Annotated in this window: 20 protein-coding genes; 12 read left to right on the plus strand and 8 right to left on the minus strand. The window is 68.7% G+C overall.

All coding sequences use genetic code 11. The features are described from left to right. Positions 1–85 precede the first annotated feature (85 nt). The 4 genes from ACSQ3D_RS15470 to ACSQ3D_RS15485 all read left to right on the plus strand — a co-directional run bounded on the left by ACSQ3D_RS15470 (position 86) and on the right by ACSQ3D_RS15485 (position 3,430). Entirely contained in the window at positions 86–1,021 is a 936-nt protein-coding gene (locus ACSQ3D_RS15470) for a peptidoglycan DD-metalloendopeptidase family protein (protein ID WP_396504013.1), read from the plus strand. Positions 1,022–1,137: 116 nt separating this feature from the next. Then, positions 1,138–1,674, plus strand: coding sequence for a pseudouridine synthase (locus ACSQ3D_RS15475; RefSeq protein ID WP_436127506.1), 537 nt, complete (start codon positions 1,138–1,140; stop codon positions 1,672–1,674). 200 nt (positions 1,675–1,874) lie between these two features. Further along, the gene (locus ACSQ3D_RS15480) at positions 1,875–2,285 is read left to right on the plus strand and encodes a PaaI family thioesterase (RefSeq protein WP_436127507.1); all 411 of its coding nucleotides are present in this window, start codon (positions 1,875–1,877) and stop codon (positions 2,283–2,285) included. A 173-nt stretch (positions 2,286–2,458) separates the two neighbouring features. Beyond that, on the plus strand, positions 2,459–3,430 hold the full coding sequence (locus tag ACSQ3D_RS15485) for an IclR family transcriptional regulator (RefSeq protein WP_396504010.1): 972 nt from the start codon (positions 2,459–2,461) through the stop codon (positions 3,428–3,430). A 281-nt stretch (positions 3,431–3,711) separates the two neighbouring features. Here ACSQ3D_RS15485 and ACSQ3D_RS15490 read toward each other — a convergent pair whose 3' ends face one another. The 4 genes from ACSQ3D_RS15490 to ACSQ3D_RS15505 all read right to left on the minus strand — a co-directional run bounded on the left by ACSQ3D_RS15490 (position 3,712) and on the right by ACSQ3D_RS15505 (position 8,736). Next, on the minus strand, positions 3,712–4,686 hold the full coding sequence (locus ACSQ3D_RS15490; protein WP_436127508.1) for a Bug family tripartite tricarboxylate transporter substrate binding protein: 975 nt from the start codon (positions 4,684–4,686) through the stop codon (positions 3,712–3,714). Positions 4,687–4,719: 33 nt separating this feature from the next. Continuing rightward, entirely contained in the window at positions 4,720–5,922 is a 1,203-nt protein-coding gene (locus ACSQ3D_RS15495; protein ID WP_396504009.1) for a CaiB/BaiF CoA transferase family protein, read from the minus strand. Positions 5,923–5,929: 7 nt separating this feature from the next. After that, the gene (locus ACSQ3D_RS15500) at positions 5,930–7,075 is read right to left on the minus strand and encodes an FAS1-like dehydratase domain-containing protein (RefSeq protein WP_436127509.1); all 1,146 of its coding nucleotides are present in this window, start codon (positions 7,073–7,075) and stop codon (positions 5,930–5,932) included. A gap of 107 nt (positions 7,076–7,182) precedes the next feature. Then, complete coding sequence (locus ACSQ3D_RS15505; RefSeq protein ID WP_436127510.1) at positions 7,183–8,736, minus strand: acyl-CoA synthetase; 1,554 nt, start codon at positions 8,734–8,736, stop codon at positions 7,183–7,185. Between the two features lie 433 nt (positions 8,737–9,169). Here ACSQ3D_RS15505 and ACSQ3D_RS15510 point away from each other — a divergent pair, with 433 nt between their 5' ends. Beyond that, complete coding sequence (locus tag ACSQ3D_RS15510; RefSeq protein WP_436127511.1) at positions 9,170–9,523, plus strand: dihydrofolate reductase family protein; 354 nt, start codon at positions 9,170–9,172, stop codon at positions 9,521–9,523. An 85-nt stretch (positions 9,524–9,608) separates the two neighbouring features. Here the strand turns inward: ACSQ3D_RS15510 and ACSQ3D_RS15515 are convergent, their stop codons facing one another. Further along, a complete protein-coding gene (locus ACSQ3D_RS15515) occupies positions 9,609–10,046 on the minus strand; it encodes an Lrp/AsnC family transcriptional regulator (protein ID WP_056423167.1) in 438 nt (145 codons plus the stop codon). A 131-nt stretch (positions 10,047–10,177) separates the two neighbouring features. On the opposite strand from ACSQ3D_RS15515, the gene ACSQ3D_RS15520 reads away from it, so the two are divergent. After that, positions 10,178–10,717 (plus strand): RBBP9/YdeN family alpha/beta hydrolase, encoded by a 540-nt coding sequence (locus ACSQ3D_RS15520; protein WP_436127512.1) that lies wholly within the window; start codon positions 10,178–10,180, stop codon positions 10,715–10,717. 57 nt (positions 10,718–10,774) lie between these two features. On the opposite strand, the gene ACSQ3D_RS15525 is transcribed toward ACSQ3D_RS15520, so the two are convergent. After that, positions 10,775–11,437, minus strand: coding sequence for a DUF2242 domain-containing protein (locus tag ACSQ3D_RS15525; protein ID WP_082486026.1), 663 nt, complete (start codon positions 11,435–11,437; stop codon positions 10,775–10,777). A gap of 607 nt (positions 11,438–12,044) precedes the next feature. Between ACSQ3D_RS15525 and ACSQ3D_RS15530 the strand changes: the two genes are divergently transcribed. From ACSQ3D_RS15530 to ACSQ3D_RS15545, 4 genes are all read left to right on the plus strand, one after another. Then, a complete protein-coding gene (locus tag ACSQ3D_RS15530) occupies positions 12,045–12,482 on the plus strand; it encodes a thermonuclease family protein (protein ID WP_056170053.1) in 438 nt (145 codons plus the stop codon). Positions 12,483–12,651: 169 nt separating this feature from the next. Then, positions 12,652–13,920: an MFS transporter gene (locus ACSQ3D_RS15535; RefSeq protein WP_436127513.1), complete on the plus strand. Its 1,269-nt coding sequence runs from the start codon at positions 12,652–12,654 to the stop codon at positions 13,918–13,920. Between the two features lie 176 nt (positions 13,921–14,096). After that, positions 14,097–15,689, plus strand: a complete 1,593-nt coding sequence (locus tag ACSQ3D_RS15540; RefSeq protein WP_436127514.1) for a DUF1800 domain-containing protein — start codon at positions 14,097–14,099, stop codon at positions 15,687–15,689. Positions 15,690–15,948: 259 nt separating this feature from the next. Beyond that, positions 15,949–17,157 carry a DUF1501 domain-containing protein gene (locus ACSQ3D_RS15545; RefSeq protein WP_396504002.1) on the plus strand — a complete coding sequence of 403 codons (1,209 nt, stop codon included), beginning with the start codon at positions 15,949–15,951 and terminating at the stop codon, positions 17,155–17,157. A gap of 85 nt (positions 17,158–17,242) precedes the next feature. On the opposite strand, the gene ACSQ3D_RS15550 is transcribed toward ACSQ3D_RS15545, so the two are convergent. Next, entirely contained in the window at positions 17,243–18,160 is a 918-nt protein-coding gene (locus tag ACSQ3D_RS15550) for a DHH family phosphoesterase (RefSeq protein ID WP_436127515.1), read from the minus strand. A 128-nt stretch (positions 18,161–18,288) separates the two neighbouring features. Here ACSQ3D_RS15550 and ACSQ3D_RS15555 point away from each other — a divergent pair, with 128 nt between their 5' ends. Further along, entirely contained in the window at positions 18,289–18,753 is a 465-nt protein-coding gene (locus ACSQ3D_RS15555; RefSeq protein WP_436127516.1) for a TerB family tellurite resistance protein, read from the plus strand. A gap of 50 nt (positions 18,754–18,803) precedes the next feature. On the opposite strand, the gene ACSQ3D_RS15560 is transcribed toward ACSQ3D_RS15555, so the two are convergent. Further along, positions 18,804–19,139 carry an ankyrin repeat domain-containing protein gene (locus ACSQ3D_RS15560; RefSeq protein ID WP_436127517.1) on the minus strand — a complete coding sequence of 112 codons (336 nt, stop codon included), beginning with the start codon at positions 19,137–19,139 and terminating at the stop codon, positions 18,804–18,806. Positions 19,140–19,249: 110 nt separating this feature from the next. On the opposite strand from ACSQ3D_RS15560, the gene ACSQ3D_RS15565 reads away from it, so the two are divergent. Further along, on the plus strand, positions 19,250–20,113 hold the full coding sequence (locus ACSQ3D_RS15565) for a pseudouridine synthase (protein ID WP_436127518.1): 864 nt from the start codon (positions 19,250–19,252) through the stop codon (positions 20,111–20,113). Positions 20,114–20,115: the final 2 nt, after the last annotated feature.

The raw sequence follows: 20,115 nt of genomic DNA on the forward strand, positions 1-20,115 counted from the left end.
CAGCGGCGCGGCGGCACAATCGCCGGTGCACGCCCTGCGCGTGCTAGCCCCACCACCGACCCACTCAACGCCTTCATTGCCCACCGTGCCCCAGACCCACAGCCTCCTCACGCCCCGCCCCCTGCCCGCACTGACCCGCCGCAGCGCCTTGATCGGCGCAGGCGGCCTGCTGGCCCTGCCAGCCACCGGCTGGCTGCATGCCAAGCCCCTGCCGCCCGCGCCTGCCGTGTGGCCCCACGCACTGCCAGTGCCCGGCGGTGTGGCGCGGCTGTCGCTGGGCCCGGCGGCCACGCGGCCGGTGGCGCATGTGCGCCAGGGCGATGTGGATGTGCCGGTACTGGTGCTGGGCGATGCCATCGAGTGGACGGCCGTGGTGGGCATACCGCTGGCCGCAGAGCCGGGCGATGCCTTCATCACCGTGCAGCCCGCGGGCGGCAAACAACGCGAAGGCAGCGCGCGCCAGGTGCCGTACCGCATTGCGCCCAAGCAGTACAAGGAGCAGCAGCTCAAGGTCGCGCCCGGCAAGGTGGACCTGTCGCCCGAAGACCAGGCCCGCTACGAGCGCGAGCGCGACCACCAGGCCGTGGTCGTGGCCGCCTTCACCGAACAGCCTGCGGGCCAGGCGCTGGCATCGCTGCGCATGCGCGTGCCGGTGCCGGGGCGGCGGTCCAGCTCGTTCGGGCTGCGGCGCGTGTTCAACGGCCAATCGCGCAATCCGCACAGCGGCATGGACATCGCGGCAGGCACGGGCACGCCCATCGTGGCGCCTCTGCCGGGCCGGGTGATCGACGTGGGCGACTACTTCTTCAGCGGCGGCAGCGTCTGGCTCGACCACGGCCAGGGCCTGCTGACGGTGTACGCCCACCTGAGCAGCATGGACGTGCGCGTCGGCGATATCGTGAAAACCGGCGAGGCATTCTGCAAGGTAGGCGCCACAGGCCGCGTGACCGGGCCGCACCTGCACTGGGGCGTGATGCTCAACCGCGCGATGGTGGACCCGGCGCTGTTCGTGCCTGCTTAACTGCACATCGGCGGATTCCATATCGACGTGCACCGCAATCACTATCAATTTGATAGCTGCCCGCACTTGCTCACTGCGCGGTAGACGCCTTTTTTTATTCAAGATCCCACCACCGCATGACCTCGCGCCTCATCCGCTTCAACAAACCCTATGGCGTGCTGAGCCAGTTCACGGCCGAGGGCAAGTGGCAGGGCCTCAAGGACTACATCGACCTGCCCGGCGTCTACGTGGCGGGCCGGCTGGACGCCGACAGCGAGGGGCTGCTGCTGCTCACCAACGACGGCCCGCTGCAGGCCCGCATCGCCGACCCGCGCTTCAAGATGGAAAAGACCTACTGGGTGCAGGTGGAGGGCATCCCCGATGCCGCCGCGCTCGCCACGCTGTGCAGCGGCGTGGTGCTGAACGACGGCCCCACCCTGCCCGCCCGCGCGCGCCTGCTGGACCCGGCCCCCACGGTCTGGCCGCGCAACCCGCCCATCCGCGAGCGCAAGGCCATCCCCACCGCGTGGATCGAACTCGTCATCCGCGAAGGCCGCAACCGCCAGGTGCGGCGCATGACGGCCGCCGTGGGCTACCCCACGCTGCGGCTGATCCGCGCAGCCATCGGGCCGTACTCGCTGCAAGGGCTGGAACCCGGCACCTGGGCCGACTGAGGCACCGGGCCCGCGCGGGAAAGTCACCGCGGCCCGGCCCAGCCACGGCTTGCACGGGGCGCAAAACGTTGCCCACCATCGCCGACCCGAAGGCTCGTAAAGCAACAGCACAGCATCGCCTATTGTACTAATACAATCACATTTCAATCATACAATTGCGTCCAAGCCGCCTGCCAAGCCACCAGGCGAGAGGAGTCGCATTGCCTGATACCCCTTCACCCCCAGGCCCCGGCTGGAAGGCGCGCAGCCTGACAGGCTTCATCCAGCATGCCGGGCCGCTGTGGGCCCTGCGTGAAGAGCACGGCTGGGCCTACGGCTTGGCCGTGGGGCCGCAGCACTCCAACCCCGCAGGGTCGGCCCATGGCGGCGCCTTGCTGACCCTGATGGACCACACGCTGAGCACCGTGGCGTGGGAGGCGTGCGACCGCACCGCCTGCGTCACGCTGCAGCTCGACTCGCACTTTGTAAGCCCTGTGTGGCCGGGCCAGTTCGTCGAGGCGCGCGCGGCCGTGCTGCAGCGCACCGGCAGCCTGGTCTTCATGCGCGGCGAACTGCGCGCGGGCGAAAGCCTGGTGCTCACCGCCCACGCCCTCATGAAGGCGTTGAAGTGATGGCGCCGAAGCAAAGCCGTTGACGTAAAGCCGTTGAAGTGAAGCCCCTGACCGTGCCACGGCTGGGGCGTCACCCTTGAAGTAACCCAACCTGCCGCGGATCGCGGTGGCCTGCAGCCCCTCTGCGGCTCTTCGTCTGCCAGCCCGCTGTAACCCCGACCCAGGAGCACGCCATGGACATTCCCGCCCCCCACAGCCTGATGGCCCTGTTCGGCGCCCCGCTGCACCCTGGCCCTGCCGACGCACCTGCGGACGGCGCGACGGGCGGTGCGGCAAGCCGGGGCGCAAATGGGTTTACCCTCGCCGGGTCGAAGCTCACGAACTCCCCCATGGCCACCCGCTCCCAGTCCGCCTTGCCGCCCGCCGCAACCCCGCCCGCCAAGGGTGTGCGCGTGCGGCCCGTCCCGGCCGTCACGCGCTCCATCGCCATCCTGCGGCTGCTGGGCGAGCACAAGCAGCCGCTCACGCTCAAGACCGTGGCGCAGGAGCTCGACCTGGTGCCCAGCACCTGCCTGCACATCCTGCGGGTGCTGGTGTCGGAAGACCTGGTCACGCTCGACCCGGCCACCAAGCGCTACGCCCTGGGCACCGGCATGATCAGCCTGGCCCGCAGCGTGCTGGAGGGCGGCGGCTTCACGCAGCTGGTGCAGCCCGTGCTCGACCGCCTGGCTGCGCAATTCGGCGTGACGGCCATGGGCGTGGAGATCACCGCACGGCAGACGGTGATGGTGCTGGCGCTGTCACGCTCCAGCCAGCCGTTTCGGGTGCACACCGACGTGGGCAGCCAGTTCGAGACACTGGTCAGCGCCACCGGGCGGCTGATCGCGGCCTACAGCGGCGAGACCTGGCCAGCGCTCAAGGAAAAATTCGCCCGCGTGGTCTGGGACCAGGCCCCGACCTACACCACCTGGAAGAAAGAGGTCGAGCTGACCCGCTCGCGCGGCTGGAGCCTGGACCGCGACAACTTCATGGCCGGCATCACCGTGGTGGCCGTGCCGGTGTTCGCGCCCGGCGGCCGGCTGGTGCACACGCTGGTGGTGGTGGGCCTGAGCAGCCAGATGGGCGCCGCCGTGGTGCAGCAACTGGCCCAGGTGATGCAGCGCGAGGCTGCGGATCTGTCGCGCCTGGTGGGCGGCGCGGGCTGAGGGGCGCTGCACACCGCCTTACCGCCTTTCCGCCATCTCACCGTTTGCCCTGAGCGTGTCGAAGGGCAGTCACGAGACGTGCCCAGGCTTCGACAAGCTCAGCCCGAACGGGTGGGGGTGTTGAAAGCATCAGGGGGACCCTGAATCCACGGGCGTTCCATCGTCCTGGCGATCCCCACCGTTCACCCCACCAGCTTGTCGAAGGGCTGCCACGAAGGTGCCAAGGCTTCGACAGGCTCAGCCCGAACGGATCGGAGCGATGCCCACCACGAGCGGCAACCTCAATCCGCCCGGATCCCCGCTGCCTTGATGATCGGCGCCCAGCGCTGGCGCTCCCGCTTCGCAAAATCATGCAGCGACGCCGCCGTGCCCCCGGCGGGCTCGAAGCCCAGCTCCAGCAGGCGCTGGCGCACCTCGGGCCGGGCCAGCACCCTGTTGACGGCGGCGTTCAGGGCGCCTGTCACTGCCGCAGGCGTGCCCTTGGGGGCATACAGCGCGTTCCAGGCGATGAACTCGAACCCCGCGTAGCCTTGCTCGGCCACCGGCTTGACGCCCGGCACCAGGCTGCTGGCCGTGGCCGACGTCACCCCCAGGGCGCGCAGCTTGCCTGCGGCGATGTGGGGCCGCAGCGCCAGGGGCGTATCGATGACGGCCGGCAACTGGCCGCCCAGCACATCCGTCACCGCATTGCCCGAGCCTTTGTACGGTACGCCGAACAAGGGCACTGCAGAGCGCTCCTTCAAGAACTCGACCACCAGTCGCGCCGAGGTGCTGGGCATGGCGATGTCGGCCGAGCGGGGCGCGCGCTTCACGGACTCCAGCAGATCCGCCACCGAGTGATGGGGAGCGCCCGCGCCCACCGCCACCACCATCGGGAAGGTGCCCACCATGGCGATGGGCTCGAAGTCCTTCTCGGGGTCGAACGCCAGCCGGGCGTACAGGAACTGGTTGAGCACGTGCGTGGCATTGGTACCCATGGTCAGCGTGTAGCCGTCGGGCACGGCCTGGGCCGTGAGCTCGGTGCCCAGGTTGCCACCCGCACCCGCCTTGTTCTCGACGACGATGGGCTGGCCCAGCTCCCGGCCCAACTGCTCCCCCAGGAAGCGCGTGGCCACGTCCGTGCCCTGCCCGGCGGCATAGGCCACGATGATCCGAATGGGCTTGGTGGGGTAGCCGGGCGCGGGGGCCTGCGCATGGGCAGTTCCGAACGTCCACACCACACTGGCAGCCGTCATGATGGCAGCGATGGTTCGCATGCTTGTCTCCTGTATTTTTTTGTGATCTGCCCGTCAGGCAGAGGGAGCGCGGGCGTCGCCGCGGCGGTACATCTCTCCCCTTTGGGCTTCATTGAAACCGAGATCGGCCAGCACCTCGTCGGCATGTTGGCTGAAAACCGGTGGCGGCGCACCGGGCACAGCCGGGGTACCGTACAGCCGCGCCGGGCCGCGCAGCGCCGTGAACGTGCCCTGGCGGATGACCATCTGCCGGTGCGCGCAGTGCGCCTGGGCCAGCGCCTGGGGCACGTCGTTGACCACCCCGGCGGGCACGCCCACGCGCATCAGCGCCTCGCACAGCGGCTCGCAGTCGTGCGCGGCAATCGCGGACTCGATGATGTCCTTGAGCGCCTGGCGGTGCGCGATGCGGTCTGCGTTGGCGTGGAACCGCGCATCGTCCGGCAGGCCGGGGCGCCCGATGTGCTGGCTGAACCGGCGAAACTGCCCATCGTTGAGGATGCCGATGAACACATGCCCATCCCGCGCCCTGAACTTGTCGTACGGGGCGATGTTGGGGTGCGCGCTGCCCAGCAGCCCCGGCGCCTTGCGCGACGCGAACCAGTTCGAGGCGTGGGGCAGCAGCAGGCTCAGCGCGGTGTCGTACAGCGTGGCTTCCACCCGCTGCCCCGCGCCGCTCTGCTGCCGGCTGCACACGGCCATCAAAATGCCCGTGAGCGCCACATAGCCCGTGAGGTGGTCCACGATGGGAATGCCCATGCGCGTGGCGCCCGTGGCCGACTCGCCGTTGATGCTCATCAAACCGCACTGCGCCTGCAGCACCGCGTCGTAGCCTGGCAGGCCGCCCAGCGGGCCGTCACGGCCAAAGCCCGAGATGGCGCAGTAGATGAGGCGCGGGTAGCGCGCGGCCAGCGCCGCTTCGTAGCCCAGGCCCCACTTCTCCATGGTGCCGGGCAGAAAGTTCTCCACCAGCACATCGGCATCCTGCAGCAGGCGGTGCAGCACCTCTTGCGCGGCGGGCTGGCTCAGGTCCAGGCTGATGGCCTTCTTGCCGCGGTTGAGCGCGGCAAAGTAGGCCGAGTGGCCGCTGTCGTCGTAGGGCGGGCCCAGGTGGCGCGTCTCGTCGCCGCCGGGCGGCTCGATCTTGACCACCTGGGCGCCGTTGTCGGCGAGCATCTGGGTGCACAACGGGCCGGCGAGCACACGGGTCAGGTCCACCACGCGCAGGCCGTGCAGCGCCGGGGCGCTGACGCTTGTCATGCTGCGGCTACCCGCGCCGTGGCAACACCACCACGCCGCTGCCGAGCACCGAGAGCTCGCCGTCCTGGTTGTGCGCCTCCTGCGTGATCTCGACCAGGTGCTTGCCGCCCTCCTCGAACTTGCGCGTGACCTTGCCCTTGATGAACAGCATGTCGCCCTCGGGGTTGTGGCGGCGGATCTTGCAGCTGGCCTTGTGCAGGAAGCCCGCGTCGCCCATCCAGTTGGTCAGGTGGTGGGTGAGCCACGATGTGCGCTCCGGGCCGTAGTCGTACGCGCCGGGCGCGCCCACTTCGAGCGCGAAGTCTTCTTCCCAGTGCACGCGCTCTGGCACGTCCGGAATGCCGAAGCGGTTCTTGATGCCCACGCCCGGGTGCGCATCGATCAGCTTCCAGGCCAGCTTGTTGGCGCGGATGTACAGGCCGCCCCAGCCCTGCGCGTAGGCGATGAAGCCCGTCACGGTCATCGGGCCCTTGAACATGGTGGGCAACTCGTCGCCCACGCTCACGTCGTCCCAGTAGCGGGGGGTGGCGCCGCGCACTTCCTCGTTGCGGTAGAGCTTGTAGGCCTCGCCCAGCTCCTCGTCGGTGTACTGGCGCGGGCCGCGTTCGCGAACATTCTGGTACTTGCTGCCCTGCTCGCGCGCATGGTCGCGTTCGGTGCGAAAGCACCAGCTGTCGGCCTCGGCCACCTTGTCGCCGTCCTGGTTGAAGAAGTCCACGTGGTAGATCTGCTGGATGGCGCGGCCGGCAAAGCGGGTCTGGTGCTCGATCAGGTCCTTGAGGGATGCTTCGGTGGATATCACGTCGTTGCGGCGCACGGGCTTGTGCCAGGTCCAGTCCGCACCCGACCACATGGCGTGCACGCCCGGCAGCCCGCCCACATAGCCCGACACGATGCGGCTGGTGGCGAACAAGAAGCTGGGCAGCGCCACGATGCCGCCGTAGTGGCTCTTGGCCGCGTAGTCGGGGTCGCACCACAGCGGGTTGTCGTCGCCGATGCCGTGCGCATAGTGGCGGATGTTGTCGCGCGTGGCCTCGTAGCACCAGGGTTCGGCCGTCTGGCCGATCTTGGTACCGATGCGTTCGCGCAGTTCGTCAAGGCCGCTGTCGGTGATCTTGGGAAAGCTGCGCTGCGGCGTGGTGGCGGTGGACATGGTGAAGTCTCCTTGGGTTGTGGATGGGCGAAAACGGGGAAGCAACGGAAAGCGAAAAAGGAAGGGCGAAGAAAGGTGAAAGCACAGAGGGGAAGCGGGGCAGCCGCTCAGGCCACGGCGGCGGCGGCCTCGCGCTCGCGCAGCACCTTGCGGTGCACCTTGCCCGCAGGGGTTTTGGGCAGCTCCGCCACGAAAGCGATGTGGCGCGGGTACTCGTGCTGGCTGAGCTTGGTCTTGACGAGGCCCTGCAGCTCTTCGACGAAGCCGTCGCTGCGCGCGCGGTGCGACACGACGAACGCCTTGACCACCTGGCCGCGCAGTGCGTCGGGCACGCCGATCACCGCCGCTTCGAGCACGTCCTCGTGCATGAGGATCACGTTCTCGATCTCCACGGCGCTCATGGTCCAGCCGGCGGAGATGATCACGTCGTCGGCACGCCCGCCGTGAAAGAAATAGCCGTCCGCGTCGGTGCGGCCCAGGTCCTTGGTCGGTATCCACTGGCCGCGCCGCAGCACCATGAGCTGGCCTGTGGTGCCGGGCGGGCACACCGTGCCGTTGGCGTCGTGCACCTCGACACGCGTGCCGGGCACGGCCTTGCCCAGGGACCCGCGCTTGACCGGAAAGTCCGTTGCACCCGGGTAGCTGGCCAGCACGACGCCGATCTCGGTTGTGCCATACATGCTGCAGACCTCGAGCCCGAAACGCTGCTGCACGAAGTCGGCCGTGTCGTCGTCGATGGGCTCGCCAGTGAACGAGAGCTTGTCGAAGTGGTAGGCATGGTCGCCCGCCTTGCCGCTGTTCTTCATCATGCGGTAGTGCGTGGCCGCGGCCGACATGTTGGTGAAGCGATGCACCGACAGCGCCTGCAGCAAGCGCTCGGCGCTGAAGCGGCCGCTGTAGCTGCCAATGGTCAGGCCCAGCGCCAGCGGCGCCAGCGTGCCGTGCCACAAGCCGTGCCCCCAGGCAGGTGACGACGGGCACATGAACCGGTCGCCAGGCCGCAGCCCCGTGCCGTAGAGCGCGGCCACCATCAGCGTGACCAGCGCCTTGTGCGTGTGCTTCACGGCCTCGGGCAGCTCCCGCGTGGTGCCGGACGTGTACTGGAACACGGCCAGGTCGTCGGCCTGCGATGTGCTGGTGTAGGTGGCCGGCAGCGCCTGCAGTTGTTGCCACAGGGCGCCGTCGAACACTTCGAACGCCGTGGTGCCCAGGCCCGCGACGACCTCGCGCTTTTCTTCGTTGGTGATGAGCAGGCTGGGCTTGCAGTCTCCTACCCGCAACCGCACGCCGTCGGGCCCGAACAGGGTGAACAGCGGCACGGCGATGGCACCCCGCTTGATCACGCCGAACATGGCCGTGTAGAAGGCCCGCGAGGGCTCCAGCATGATCGCCACGCGGTCGCCGCGCTGCACGCCGCGGCCTTCCAGGTAATGCGCGAATCGGGCGGAGTCCTGCGAGAGTTCGTCGAAGGTGATGGTCTCGTCCACACCGTCCGCGCGGCAGACGATCACCGCATCGCGGCCCTGGCCGGCGTGGCGGTCCACGCACTCGTGGGCGATGTTGAAAGCGCTGCGGTCCCCGTCAAAAAGATCCCACAGGCGCTCGGCCGCGAAGTGGCTCTGGGCGTCGGCAAAAGTCGTGTACTCGGTCAGGCGTTTCATGGCTGCAGGGGCTCCGTGTGGCGGTGCATGCAGTCTCGATTCTTCGGTTTTTATTGTCAAATACGACCATCAATTGTCTCAATACAATTTTTTTTGAACCATTGATGACCCACCCGATGGCGCTTATCCGCGTGCCCGCGCGAGCCCTGCGGCGCTGCGTTTCGCCTGCCACCCCGCTGCCCTTCAGGGCCGGCACTGCATGGATCGCACTTCATTGCTGCCAGCCCGCCCTAGGGATCCTCTGCACGCATCGAGCTGCCAAGCGCGCACTGCGGATCGGGATGGAGTGCAAGGCGCAAAACGCAGCCATAGCCGTAGCTATTGCGAGTATTTGCAACGCCGCAGGCCGCCCGAGACCGTAGATGCACACGGCGCGATGATTCGTGCAGAGGGTCCCTGGAGTGCCGGGCTCACCTAGACACGAAGGAACGTCATGACGACGCAGTTCTACGGCGCGTGCAGCCTGGACGGATTCATCGCCACGCCCGACCACGACCTGTCCTGGCTGCTGCAGTTCGGCGAGATCGAAGGCTCCAGCTACCCCGCCTTCATCCGCGATGTGGGCGCGCTCGCCATGGGGTCGCACACCTGCGAATGGACGCTGAAACACGCCATCGGTGCGGGGCTGCTGGACGAGTTGATCGTGCAGGTCGCACCGGTCACGCTGGGCGCGGGCGCGCCGCTGCTGCCGCGGCGGATCACGCAGCCGGGGGCGTTGCGCCTGCAGTCGGTGGCCACGCTGGGCGGCCTCTTTGCGGAGCTGCGCTACGCGGTGCAGCTGCCCTGATGCGCGTGCTGCCCATTGCTATGCTTTGTATAGCTGGTAGCGCTTTATCAGCAAGCGGTAGCAGCCTTTTTGACTCCAACGACGCTCAGTCCAGCGCCACCGTTTTGCTCACCGGGTGCGACAGCACCAGCGACGTGGACACGCTGCCGTGCGCAGCCAGTGCGTCCACCACGCGCTCCAGGTCCGCGGGCTGGCCGAAGGCGCAGCGCACCACGAAGCAGTCTTCGCCCGTGACGCGCACGGCGTCCAGCACCTCGGGCATGGACTGGAACAGCTGCACGTAGCGCTGGATGTGTTCGTGCGTGGTGCGCACCCGCACCACGGCCTGCAGGCCCAGGCCCACTGCCGCCAGGTCGATGCGGGCCGCGTAGCCGGCGATCACGCCCGCGTCTTCGAGCTTCTTCACGCGCTCGCTCATCGCGGGCTGCGACAGGCCGATCTGCTTGCCCAGCGCCGACAAACTTTGCCGCGCATCGCGCTGCAGCGCCATGAGGATCTGCCGGTCTTTCTTGTCCAGTTCCACGTGCAAGGTCCTTTGCCAGCAGGCGATGAGTTCAAGGTTTGGAGGCACGCTTTTCGATGATGTCCCCTGGTGGGGGACGCGCGCGTTGCCTATCGTAGGCGGTCTTTCAACACTTCAAGAAGCATCACGCCATGCGCCCTGTCCTGCTCATGCCCGGCATCCACAACTCCGGTCCCCTTCACTGGCAATCATTGTGGCAAGCGCAGCATGCCGGCGTCTCGCGCGTGCAGCAGTCCGACTGGGACCACCCGGTGTGCAGCGACTGGGTGCAGGCGCTGGACGCTGCCGTGGCCCGCGCGAGCGAACCGCCCATCCTGGTGGCGCACAGCCTGGGCTGCCTGGTGGCAGTGCAGTGGGCGGCCTTGAGCACCAGGCCCGTGCACGCCATGCTGCTGGTGGCTGTGCCCGACCCGCTGGGGCCGAACTTTCCGGCTGATGCGCAAGGCTTTGCGCCGCTGCCGGGCGCCCTGCTGCCGATGCGGCGGTTGACGCTCATCAGCAGCACCGACGACCCCTATTCCACGCCCGCCTTTTCAGTGCAGCGTGCGGCCGACTGGAAGGCCGAGCATGTGGTGCTGGGCGCTGCAGGCCACATCAATGCCGACAGCGGCCTGGGCGCGTGGCCGCAAGGGTGGGGCCATGTGGAGCGCTGGCGCGCGCAGGCAGTCTGAGAACGCAGCGCACGCCGTCAAGGCTGGCGCGGGTGGCACAGCACCATCGCAGTGTGTTCAGCCGCCCAGCGCCTGTGCCTGGTCGATGATGAGGTAGCGCTTGACCAGGTCGAAGAAGCTTTCGTAGAACGTGTCCTTGGAGATCGTCTCGCTGCCCACCTTGACCATCGATTCGCTGCTGGCCGAGAGCGGCAGCGACACCGAACCGATGGCGCCCACGCCCAGGCTGGCGGAGTTGTTGGTCTTGCGCAGCGCATAGGTGTCCTGCAGCGCGGTGACGAAGCCCAGGCTCACCTTCCCGTCGCTGGCCTCGGGCACGCAGACCACACGCACGACCATCTGCAAATGCGATTCGGCCTCGGGCTGGAAGCTCTTCTTGCCTTCCACCAAATCTGCACTGCTCGACGAGATGATGTAGCCCTGGCTCAGCAGCGCCCGGCGCGACGCCTCGCAGGTCTGGGCGGGCGTGGCGTCGAACATGCGCGAGTAGGTGCTCACCGAGCCAAAGCTTTCCTGCACGCCGAAGGTCTTCACGTTGGTGCCCACGCAGCCGGCCAGCAGCAGCGCCCCGCCCGCCAAGACGGCGGCGGCAGCGCTGCGCACGGCGGGCCGCCAACGGCCCGTGTCGAGGGGAGAGGCCGTCAGCGACGGCGTCGGTTGGCATGCAAGGCTGGGCAACAGGTGGTCCTGGTTGTGTGTCTGGATCTGGGTCTGTGTCATGTCGTTCTCACCAATTCCGTATGGCGCTGGCAGGGGCCCGCAGCAGGGCGGCCCGCCCCGCTTGCTCTGACGGCGCGTGCCACACCGGGTTCCATGGATTCTAGAAACTCCGGACTGCGGCGCACGCAGGATGCTGCACTGCACTATGCCGCCAGCGGAGCCACGCAGCCGTCAGGAAAAGGCGACTGAACGTATCAATTTGCACCGTCGGCCCACGGGGGCGGCCCCAACGCTCCTGAAAAGATAGCTTGCGGCCCTTTGCCAAAAAAGCGTGCGCGCCACTTACTCACGCGCCTGGAGGGCCATGGCGAGTTATACCCGTCGGATGTGCAACAAGCTGTGGATAAATCCGGGGACAAGCCCCGGAACCCGCACCAGCACTGACGCGCGACGCGTTGCCTAAAAAACGGTCAGCCGTAGCGTCCCCAGCAAGCAAGGTGCGCCTTGCACGCCTTTGTTACGGCAGGACACGGCATGTCCGAGACGTCCAGCAGCTATACTATTGATAGCTAATCGCGCTGACCCATCCTGCGGTGGAGCGTGAATCACCCCTGAATCCCAAGCGCTGCGCTGTGTCGCCAGCGCTCGAACCTGCCCCACCCCCACCGTGCCCCTTGCCACCCTGCTCTGCCTGGTCGTCGCCATCAGCGACGGCGACACACTCACGGCCCGCTGCGGCACGCCCGGGGCCTACCAGCAGGTCAAGGTGCGCGTGGCCGCCATCGACGCGCCGGAGTCGCGCCAGGCGTTCGGCCAGAAGTCGCGGCAAAACCTGGCGCGGCTGTGCTTCAAGCAGCGCGCCGCGCTGCAGCCGGTGGATGAGGACAGCTACGGGCGCACGGTGGCCAACGTGCGCTGCGGCGGCACCGACGTGGCCACGGCCCAGGTGCGTGCGGGCTTGGCCTGGGTGTACACGCCGTATGCCAGCGCACACCCGCACCTGGCGCCCCTGCAGCGGCAGGCGCGCAGCAGCAGCACGGGCCTGTGGTCGCAGCCACGCCCGCTGGCACCGTGGGACTACCGGCACCGCCGCAGCCGGCATTGAAGGTGGCTGCGACGCCTGCAGCGTTGATGGCTGGCGTCGGCCGGTTTCTGCGGGTCTTTACCTCGCCGCCCGGCAAACGCGCGGCTAAGCCGGTAGCATCGAAGGGTCTTTCCCCCGGCCCCTGCGGCACGCTCTGCGGCCGGCCGCCCTGCCTGCCTTTCGCCATTTCATGACAGCCCCCCAACCCACCCTTGCGGCACCCGATGCCGAGACGGCCAGCGTCTACCGCCATTCCGGCTTCATCTCGTTTCTGATCGCCCGGGTGGTGGCCGTGGTGGCCACGCAGGTGCAGGCGGTGGTGGTGGCCTGGCAGGTGTACGACCTGACGCGCGAGCCGCTGGCGCTGGCCTATGTGGGCCTGGCGCAGTTCCTGCCCATGTTGTGCCTGCTGCTGCCGGCGGGCGACCTGATCGACCGGTTCGAGCGCAAGCGCATCCTGGCCATCAGCTGGTCGGTGGGCGGCGTGTGCAGCGCGCTGCTGTGGTGGCTGTCGGGCCACGGGGCCAGCGGGGTGGCGGGCATCTACGCGGTGCTGGTGCTGTACGGCTGCTCGCGCGCCTTCTCGGGCCCGGCCATGCAAAGCCTGCTGCCGCAGATCGTGCCCCGGGCCCAGCTCGCGCAGGCCATTGCAGCCAACAGCATGCTCATGCGCGTGGCCAGCATCGGCGGGCCGCTGCTGGGCGGGCTGCTGTTTGCGCTGGGCGGCGGTGAGCTGACGTACGCCGTGTGCTGCGTGTGTTTTGCGCTCGGCGTGGTGCTGCTTCTGCGCGTGGTGGTGGCGCACGCCACCGCGCCCGGCCCCACGCAGGGCACCATGTTCGAGCGCTTTGGCGCGGGCATCACCTTCATCCGCACGCGGCCCATCATCCTGGGCACCATCTCGCTCGATCTGTTTGCCGTGCTGCTGGGCGGCGTGATCGCTCTGCTGCCCATCTACGCCCACGAGGTCCTGCACGTGGGCCCCACGGGCCTGGGGGCGCTGCGCAGCGCCATGGCCGTGGGCGAGGTGAGCGCGGGGCTGTACCTGAGCATGCGCCCCTTCAACCGCCATGTGGGGCGCACCATGTTCATCGCCGTGGCGGTGTTCGGCGCGGCCAACCTGGTGTTTGCGCTGTCCACGGTGTTCTGGCTGTCGTTCGCGGCGCTGCTGGTGGCGGGTGCGGCCGACATGGTCAGCGTCTACATCCGCGGCGCGCTGGTGCAGTTCTCGACCCCAGACACCATGCGCGGGCGGGTGAACGCGGTGAACATGCTGTTCATCGGCTCGTCCAACGAACTGGGCGAGTTCCGCGCGGGCACCAGTGCGGCGTGGCTGGGCGCAGTGCCTGCCGCCATCGTGGGGGGCCTGTGCACGCTGGGCGTGGTGGCGACCTGGGCCACGGTGTTCAAGCCGCTGCGCAAGGTGGACAAGTTCGAGGAAGCCGCGCAGGCACGGTAGCTCCCGCGGGCCGCGCAGTGCCGGCTCGACATGGCCGGCCGCTACAGCTGCTCACAACCTTCGGCGCGTTTGTATCGCGTGGGTAAAACCCGCTGCGGGGCCTTGCCTTGGCTGCGCGGCAAGCGCAGCATGGCGCTCCAGCCCTGGCATCGATGGGCTTGCAGGATACCCGCACCATGCGCCACGACCCACCCCCTTTGTTGAGCACCACCCCGCCCATCAACCGCCGCCAGTGGCTGGCACTCGCAGCGCTGGGCGCATCGGCCAGTGCTTTGCCGGCCCTGCCCACCTGGGCCGCCGTGCCCGCAGCACCGGCCGACGCGGCCGACGATGCCGTGCGCGCGCGGTTGCTGGACCGCATCACCTGGGGCAGTACCGCGCAGGGCGCGCAGGCCATGGCGCCACAGGGCATGCAGGCCTGGCTGGCCAGCCAGCTGCGGGCCCCCGCCGACGCGCCGCTGCCCGCCGACGCCCAGTCGCAGATCGACGCCATGGCCATCACCCGCACCCCGTTCGAAACGCTGGCCCTGCAGATGCAGGAGCGCCAGCGCGAAGCGCGCGCACTGCCTACCGAAGACGAACGCAAGACCGCGCTGGAGGCCTGGCAAAAAGACATGCGCAACCTGCAGCGCGAGGCCAGCCAGCGCTTCGTGCTGCGCGCGCTGTACTCGCCCGCCCAGTTGCGCGAGAAGATGACCTGGTTCTGGATGAACCACTTCAACATCTTTGCCGGCAAGGCCAACCTGCGGGCCGCCGTGGGCGACTACGAAGAGCGCGCCGTGCGCCCGCATGCGCTGGGCCGCTTTCGCGACCTGCTGGGCGCCACCACGCGCCACCCGGCCATGCTGTACTACCTGGACAACGTGCAGAACGCCGCAGGCCGCATCAACGAGAACTACGCCCGCGAGCTGATGGAGCTGCACACCCTGGGCGTGGGCGGCGGCTACAGCCAGCAAGACGTGCAGGAGCTGGCGCGCGTGCTCACGGGCGTGGGGGTCAGCATGCGCCCGCTGGACGACGAGCCACCGCGCATGAAGCCGGCGCTGCGCGCCCACTACGTTCGCCAGGGTTTGTTCGAGTTCAACCCCGCGCGCCACGACTGGGACGCCAAGACCCTGCTCGGCCAGCCCCTGCGCGCCCAGGGCCTGGCAGAGCTGGACGAGGCACTGGATCGGCTGGCCCGCCACAGCGCCACGGCCCGCTTCATCACGCGCAAGATGGCCGTCTACCTGGTGGGCGACGCGCCCTCGCCCGCCCTGCTCGACACCCTGGCCCGCACCTTCGAGCGCACCGACGGCGACATCGCCGCGGTGTTGGCCGCGCTGTTCCAGGCGGGCGAGTTCCAGGCCTCGCTGGGCCAGCGCTTTCGCGACCCGGTGCAGTACGTGCTGGCCGGTGCCCGGCTGGTGCACGGCGACCAGCCGGTGCTGGCCACCACCGAGCCCCTGCTGGGCTGGCTGCAGCGCCTGGCCGAGCCCCTGTACGGCCGTGCCACGCCCGACGGGTACCCGCTCGACGCCGCCACCTGGTCGGGCTCGGGCCAGATGAGCACGCGCTTCGAGGCAGCCCGCGCGCTGGGTGCCGGCGCCGTCGCCAACGCGGGAGCGCCGGGCCAGCGCACACCGCCGCCGGCCCTGTCGCAAACGCCCTACCTGCGCCAGATCGACGCCACGCTGGCGCCTGCCACACGCGCCGCTTTGGTGCAGGCAAATTCGCCGCGGGAATGGAACCTTTTGTTCCTTTCATCTCCCGAATTCATGCACGGCTAGAGATGGAGTACATCCCCCTGAGTCGCTTCGCGCCTCGGTGCGTCCGCCGGAGGCTGTCGCTCTTCAGGCACGTCCAAGCCTGCGCAGGCAGGCTTGGAGCCGCGGCCTTCAGCCCCTTCTCTCGACCCGCTGCGCGGTTCGGGAAGGGGGACGCAGCCAGTGCGGCGGGGCGGCCCTTGCACGGCTGCCCTCGCTTCGGGAGTGCGAATTTCAAGCGCAACAGTGCATGCCATGCGCCGACGTCATTCAAGGAGATCACATGCTGAGACGACACTATCTCCAGGCTCTGGGCGCCGGCGCCCTGGGCATTGCCACCGCTTCCGCCCAGGTGTCCGCTGCCCCGCGCGCAGGCGACGCGCGCCTGCTGCTCGTGTTCCTGCGCGGCGGGTACGACTGCGCGAACCTGCTGGTGCCCACCAGCAGCAGCTTCTATTACGAGAGCCGCCCCAACATCGCCATCGCCCGCCCCGGGCAGGAGGGCGGCGCGCTGGAGCTGACCAGCGACTGGGGCCTGCACCCGGTGCTGGCGCAGTCGATGCTGCCGCTGTACCAGCGGCGCGAGCTGGCCTTCGTCCCGTTTGCCGGCACCGAAGACCTGTCGCGCAGCCACTTCGACACGCAGGACAGCATCGAGCTGGGTCAGCCCCTGGCGGGGCGGCGCGACTATGGGTCGGGCTTCCTCAACCGCCTGGCGGCCGAGCTGGGCGCCAGGCAGCAAGACGCATCGCCGATGGCCTTCACCAGCACCCTCCCCTTGGTGCTGCGCGGCACGGTCGATGTCCCCAACACGGCGCTGGCCGCCGCGGCCGGCAAGCCCGGCGTGGACGAGCGGCAGGCCGGGCTCATCGACATGATGTACCGCAGCACCAGCCTGGCCCGGCCCGTGGCCGAGGGCTTTGCCACACAGGGCGAGGTGGCCCGCAGCATGCAGGGCGAGATGGATGCCGCCAGCCGCAATGCGCTCAGCACCAAGGGCTTTGAAGGCACGGCGCGCCGCATGGCGCGGCTGATGCAGACGCGCTACCACCTGGGCTTTGTCGACGTGGGCGGGTGGGACACGCACGTGGGCCAGGGCAACGCCACGGGCGCGCTGGCCAACCGCCTCGAAGAACTGGGCCGCGGCCTGGCGGGCTTTGCCGACGAGATGGGCACCGCGGCCTGGAAGAACACCGTGGTCGTGGTGGTCAGCGAGTTCGGCCGCACCTTCCGCGAAAACGGCAACCGCGGCACCGACCACGGCCACGGCACCGTCTTCTGGGTGCTGGGCGGCGGCGTCGGCGGCGGGCGCATTGCGGGCGAGCAGCAGGCGCTGTCGGCCACCACGCTGTTCCAGAACCGCGACTACCCGGTGCTCAACGACTACCGCGCGGTGCTGGGCGGACTGTTCGCGCGGATGTACGGGCTCAACGCTGCGGCCGTGGGGCGGGTGTTCCCGGGCACGCGGGGCGTGGACCTGCGGTTGGTGTAGCCGCTATCGATTGCTATATTTTCGATAGCTGCCAGCGCTTACCTATCGAACGGTAGCGGCCTGCTGGGCCCCAAGGGTGGCCGGGTCAGGCGTTGAAGGTGCCCGTCAGCAGTTCGGGCAGGCGTTCGATCTTCATCTTGAAACCACACGCCTGCGCGTGGCCGCCGCCGCCCATGCTTTCGGCGAGCGCAATGCAGTCGAAGTTGCGCTGTGCACGCAGGCCCACCTTCACACCCTTCTCACCCGCGCTCCACATCAGCGCGAAGGTGCCGGTCTTGGCGGAGAGGATGTCGCCCACCAGGCTGTGGAACATGCCGGGCGCGTTCACCATCAGGCCAGTGATGCCGTTGAACACCAGCGGCTGCGCGCCTTCGGCGATGCTCGCGCACAGCTTGCGGTACTTCTCGTCCATGGCCGCGCCGCGGGCCATGAACTGCGTGAGCTCGTCGGGCCTGAAGGCTGCGATCTGCTGCCAGCGCGCAAAGCCCTGCTCTTCCATGTCGAGCGCCGACAGGAAGGCCCCGCTTTCCGGGAACTCCCACTTCCAGATGTCGCGGTCTTCCACATACTGCAGCAGCGCGGGCACGGGCTCGTGCGGGTGAAAGAACTCCCACGCCAGGCGCGCGCCCGACTTGCTCATGTCGAAGTGCACCACGCCGCAGCGGCAGGCAAAGCCGGTGAGCTTTTCGGCCGCGCTCTTGTGGTGGTCCAGCATCACGAGCTTGGCCGCGCGTTCGTCGATGGCGGTCATCACCTCGGCGGCGAACGAGAAGTCGAGGATGTAGACCGCCCGGCCCTGCACCGGCGGCAGGTCGTCCACGGTGTTGATATCGCCGTGGTCCAGCCCCACATATTCGGCACGGTCGCCGTAGTACAGCCATGCGGCCAGCGCCGCGCCAAAGCCATCGGGGCAGTTGCGCCCGTGGTACAGGATCAGCGGGGCCGGGTCGTTCTTGTCGGGCGCAACCAGCAGTTGCAGGGGGAGTATGGTTTTCTTCGTCATGGCCCCCGATTGTCGCCGGGGCGGTGGCAGGCGGCGAGCACTGCATCGCCAGCCAGGGAACCAAGCGCGGCCCTGCGGCCTCCATCCATGCGTACATGCACGCCCCGGCTCCACAGAAAGCACACCCCATGTTCCAGACACTCAAAGACCTGCTCGACAGCCTGATGCAACCGGCCCACACCGCCACGGCGCAAGACCAGGCCCACGCCGTGCAACTGGCCGCCGCCGTGCTGCTGGTGGAGGTGGTGCGGTTCGATGCGGCCATGGACCCGGCCGAACGCACGGCCATGGTCACCGCCCTGCGCGGCAAGTTCGACCTGGCGGGCGATGAGCTGGACCGCCTGCTGGAGCTGGCCGTCGACACCTCCCGCAGCGCCTACGACTACCAGCGCTTCACCGGCAGCCTGAACGACCACTTCACGCAGCCGCAGAAGGTGCAACTGGTCGAAGCCATGTGGCAGGTGGCGTACGCCGACGCGCGCCTGGACGAGAACGAGATGCACACCATCAGCAAGGTCGCTGGCCTGCTGCATGTGACGCACGGCGAATACATCGCCGCCAAGATGCGCGCGAAGGAAGCGGCTGGCGTCTGAATTGTCTGGATCATCTGAATCGTCTGCACCGCATACGACTCAGGGGGCTTCTACAAAGGCAGCCAGCGCCACCAGAAGGGGGTCTTGACCTCCCGCGCACCGCGCTCGCGCAGCAGCGTGACGAACTCTGCGCGCCCATGGCGCCGGGCCGCCTGCAGCGGCGTCATGCCGTCGAACTCCGAGCGCAGCTGCGGGTCTGCGCCGTGGTCGAGCAGGTAGTGCGCGATGGCATCGTGCCCGTGGATGAGGGCCGCCACCAGCGGGGTGCACAGGATCTCTGGGTGCTGGTAGTTGGGGTTCACGCCCGCGCCGATGTGGTGGCGCACCAGCGCCAGGTCGCCTGCCAGGGCGGCGGCATACATGTCTTTCCAGTCTCCGGCCGACATACGCAGCAATCCTTTGCATGAACTTGATCGCCGCAGTGTAGGTACGCCCGGCGTGCTGCACAATGCGCGCCTTCCCTCATTCGGCCTGCGCCACCGGCCCGGCCTCTTTCATGCACCCTCCCCTGCACATCCTCTGGCGCGACGAGCACCTGGTGGCCGTCTACAAGCCCGCTGGCTGGCTGGTGCACCGCACGGGGCTGGACGCGGGCGAGACGCGCTTTGTGATGCAGACCCTGCGGGACCAACTGGGCCAGCACGTGTTCCCCGTGCACCGGCTGGACAAGGGCACCTGCGGCGTGCTGGTGATGGCGCTGCACAGCGATGCGGCGCGCGCGCTGTCACAGGCTTTCGAGCATCAGGCCACGCACAAGCGCTACCTGGCGCTGGTGCGCGGCTGGGCGCCGGGTGCCATCGAGGTGGACCACGCGCTCAAGCCCGACGACGCACCGGCCGATGCCGCGGTGCAGGAGGCGCACACGCGCTTTCAGCGCCTGGCACAGCTCACGCTGCCCGAGGCCAGCGACGCCCGCTTTGCCAGCACGCGCGCATCGCTGGTCGAGGCCATACCGACCACAGGCCGGCGCCACCAGATCCGCCGCCACCTCAAGCACCTGGCGCACCCCATCATCGGCGATGCGACCCATGGCAAGGGTCCCATCAACCGCTGGTGGGCCGAGCGCCTGGGCCAGCAGCGGCTGTGGCTGCATGCGTGGCAGCTCACGGTGCCGCACCCGGTGAGCGGGGAGCACATGACCTTCGACAGCGGACTGCAGTGGCCGACGGCCCTGCCCGGCAGCCCCGTCGCAGTGGACGATGGGGGCAAAGGCAACGGCAACGGCAATCACAACGGGAATGCCGTGCGCGCAGCCCCCACGGCCGACTGGGAGCGCCTGCTGGCGGCGCTGCCCTGGCAGCGCTGCGACGAGCTTCCGGAAGACCTTTCAAAAGACCTGCCGGGAGCAGCCCGGCCCTAGGC

Origin of the sequence: Acidovorax sp. LjRoot117 (genome assembly GCF_964252695.1) — a bacterium.
Classification (GTDB): Bacteria; Pseudomonadota; Gammaproteobacteria; order Burkholderiales; family Burkholderiaceae_C; genus Acidovorax.

What these genes read in the sequence shown, in the direction of transcription:
- ACSQ3D_RS15475 (WP_436127506.1), top strand. Translation starts at nt 1,138, where the DNA reads ATGACCTCGCGCCTCATCCGCTTCAACAAACCCTATGGCGTGCTGAGC.
- ACSQ3D_RS15485 (WP_396504010.1), top strand. Translation starts at nt 2,459, where the DNA reads ATGGACATTCCCGCCCCCCACAGCCTGATGGCCCTGTTCGGCGCCCCG.
- ACSQ3D_RS15490 (WP_436127508.1), bottom strand. Translation starts at nt 4,686, where the DNA reads ATGCGAACCATCGCTGCCATCATGACGGCTGCCAGTGTGGTGTGGACG.
- ACSQ3D_RS15495 (WP_396504009.1), bottom strand. Translation starts at nt 5,922, where the DNA reads ATGACAAGCGTCAGCGCCCCGGCGCTGCACGGCCTGCGCGTGGTGGAC.
- ACSQ3D_RS15500 (WP_436127509.1), bottom strand. Translation starts at nt 7,075, where the DNA reads ATGTCCACCGCCACCACGCCGCAGCGCAGCTTTCCCAAGATCACCGAC.
- ACSQ3D_RS15505 (WP_436127510.1), bottom strand. Translation starts at nt 8,736, where the DNA reads ATGAAACGCCTGACCGAGTACACGACTTTTGCCGACGCCCAGAGCCAC.
- ACSQ3D_RS15510 (WP_436127511.1), top strand. Translation starts at nt 9,170, where the DNA reads ATGACGACGCAGTTCTACGGCGCGTGCAGCCTGGACGGATTCATCGCC.
- ACSQ3D_RS15520 (WP_436127512.1), top strand. Translation starts at nt 10,178, where the DNA reads ATGCGCCCTGTCCTGCTCATGCCCGGCATCCACAACTCCGGTCCCCTT.
- ACSQ3D_RS15525 (WP_082486026.1), bottom strand. Translation starts at nt 11,437, where the DNA reads ATGACACAGACCCAGATCCAGACACACAACCAGGACCACCTGTTGCCC.
- ACSQ3D_RS15535 (WP_436127513.1), top strand. Translation starts at nt 12,652, where the DNA reads ATGACAGCCCCCCAACCCACCCTTGCGGCACCCGATGCCGAGACGGCC.
- ACSQ3D_RS15540 (WP_436127514.1), top strand. Translation starts at nt 14,097, where the DNA reads ATGCGCCACGACCCACCCCCTTTGTTGAGCACCACCCCGCCCATCAAC.
- ACSQ3D_RS15545 (WP_396504002.1), top strand. Translation starts at nt 15,949, where the DNA reads ATGCTGAGACGACACTATCTCCAGGCTCTGGGCGCCGGCGCCCTGGGC.
- ACSQ3D_RS15550 (WP_436127515.1), bottom strand. Translation starts at nt 18,160, where the DNA reads ATGACGAAGAAAACCATACTCCCCCTGCAACTGCTGGTTGCGCCCGAC.
- ACSQ3D_RS15555 (WP_436127516.1), top strand. Translation starts at nt 18,289, where the DNA reads ATGTTCCAGACACTCAAAGACCTGCTCGACAGCCTGATGCAACCGGCC.
- ACSQ3D_RS15560 (WP_436127517.1), bottom strand. Translation starts at nt 19,139, where the DNA reads ATGTCGGCCGGAGACTGGAAAGACATGTATGCCGCCGCCCTGGCAGGC.
- ACSQ3D_RS15565 (WP_436127518.1), top strand. Translation starts at nt 19,250, where the DNA reads ATGCACCCTCCCCTGCACATCCTCTGGCGCGACGAGCACCTGGTGGCC.